This is a genomic window from Fervidicola ferrireducens (assembly GCF_001562425.1).
Taxonomy (GTDB): Bacteria; Bacillota; Thermosediminibacteria; order Thermosediminibacterales; family Thermosediminibacteraceae; genus Fervidicola; species Fervidicola ferrireducens.
Genome location: NZ_LOED01000080.1, coordinates 1 through 1,601 on the forward strand (window position 1 = coordinate 1; position 1,601 = coordinate 1,601).

The 1,601-nt window shown below is 48.5% G+C and carries 2 protein-coding genes; both read left to right on the plus strand.

What is annotated here, in order from left to right:
- On the plus strand, positions 1-1,252 hold a 1,252-nt coding region (locus AN618_RS12345), incomplete at its 5' end, for a formate--tetrahydrofolate ligase (protein WP_066355643.1).
- 116 nt (positions 1,253-1,368) lie between these two features.
- Positions 1,369-1,601 (plus strand): tetrahydrofolate dehydrogenase/cyclohydrolase catalytic domain-containing protein (locus tag AN618_RS12350; protein ID WP_281176857.1); only part of this gene is annotated, 233 nt, incomplete at its 3' end.

Below are 1,601 nucleotides of genomic sequence, written 5' to 3' on the forward strand. Positions count from 1 at the left end.
GGCCATGGTGGACAACCACATATACCAGGGCAACGAACTCGGCATCGACCCGCGGCGCGTAGTGTGGAGGCGCTGCATGGACATGAACGACAGGCAGTTGAGGTTCATAGTCGACGGCCTTGGAGGGAAAGCCAACGGAGTTCCCAGGGAAGACGGCTTTGATATAACAGTGGCATCGGAAGTAATGGCAGCGTTTTGCCTTGCCACAGACCTCAAGGACCTGAAAGAAAGGTTGTCAAGAATAATAGTAGCTTATACTTACAGTGGAAAACCTGTGACAGCTGGTGATTTGAAGGCCCATGGAGCGATGGCTGCGCTATTGAAAGACGCTTTAAAACCCAATTTAGTGCAGACTTTAGAAGGCACTCCAGCCTTTGTACACGGGGGGCCTTTTGCCAACATAGCCCACGGCTGCAACAGCGTCCTCGCTACCAAGATGGCTATGAAACTTGCGGACTACGTAGTAACCGAAGCTGGATTTGGCGCGGACCTGGGAGCAGAGAAATTCCTGGACATAAAGTGCCGGGTAGCGGGCATAAGGCCTGATGCAGTAGTTATAGTGGCGAGCATCAGAGCGCTAAAGCATCACGGCGGCGTGCCGAAAGATAGGCTAGGTGAGGAGAATCTGGAGGCTCTAAAGAAAGGGCTTCCCAACCTGCTGAAACACGTTGAAAACATCACTATGAAATTTGGTCTGCCTGCTGTAGTAGCAATAAACAGGTTCCCAAGCGACACAGAAGCCGAGCTTGAGCTAGTAAGGACAGAATGCGAGAAATTAGGGGTCAAAGCGGTGATATCCGAAGTTTGGGCAAAGGGCGGCGAAGGCGGAATTGAATTGGCCAAAGAAGTGCTAAGGCTAATAGAAGAAGGTAAGAACAACTACAAACCGCTTTATCCATTGGACATGGGCATAGCCGAGAAGATAGAGATGATAGCGAAAGAAATTTACGGTGCAGATGGCGTAGACTTTACTCCGGCAGCTAGGAAAGAAATAGAGACAATAGAAAGTTTGGGATTTAGAGAAGTGCCAGTATGCATGGCTAAGACGCAGTATTCGCTGAGCGACAATCCCGCACTTTTAGGCAGGCCGAATGGATTTAGAATAACGGTGAGGAACGTGAAGATATCTGCGGGGGCAGGATTTGCTGTAGCGCTTACTGGCGAGATAATGACAATGCCGGGACTTCCCAAGCGACCTGCGGCAGAAAACATAGATGTGGATGAGAATGGAAGAATCAGCGGGCTCTTCTAGAAAAGGTTTTTAGGAAAGAGATTAATAATGTAATTTTTAAAGATAATAGAGAAAAGTGCGGGGATATGGTTGACAGGCCCCGTGCTTTTCTCACTTTTAAAATCGGAGGGGGAAAAATGGCAGATATTTTAAGCGGAAAAGAAGTGGCGGATGCATTAAAACAAAAACTAATGAGTGAGGTAGAGGAATTAAAGGCAGGCGGTGTTACCCCACGCCTTGCCATAGTGATAGTAGGGGAAAGACCCGACTCAATGTCGTATATAAAAGGAGCCCAAAAAAGGTGCGCGGAGATTGGCATAGAAACCAGCGTCGTCCAGCTTCCCGAAAACACCACGGAAGAGGAATTTGT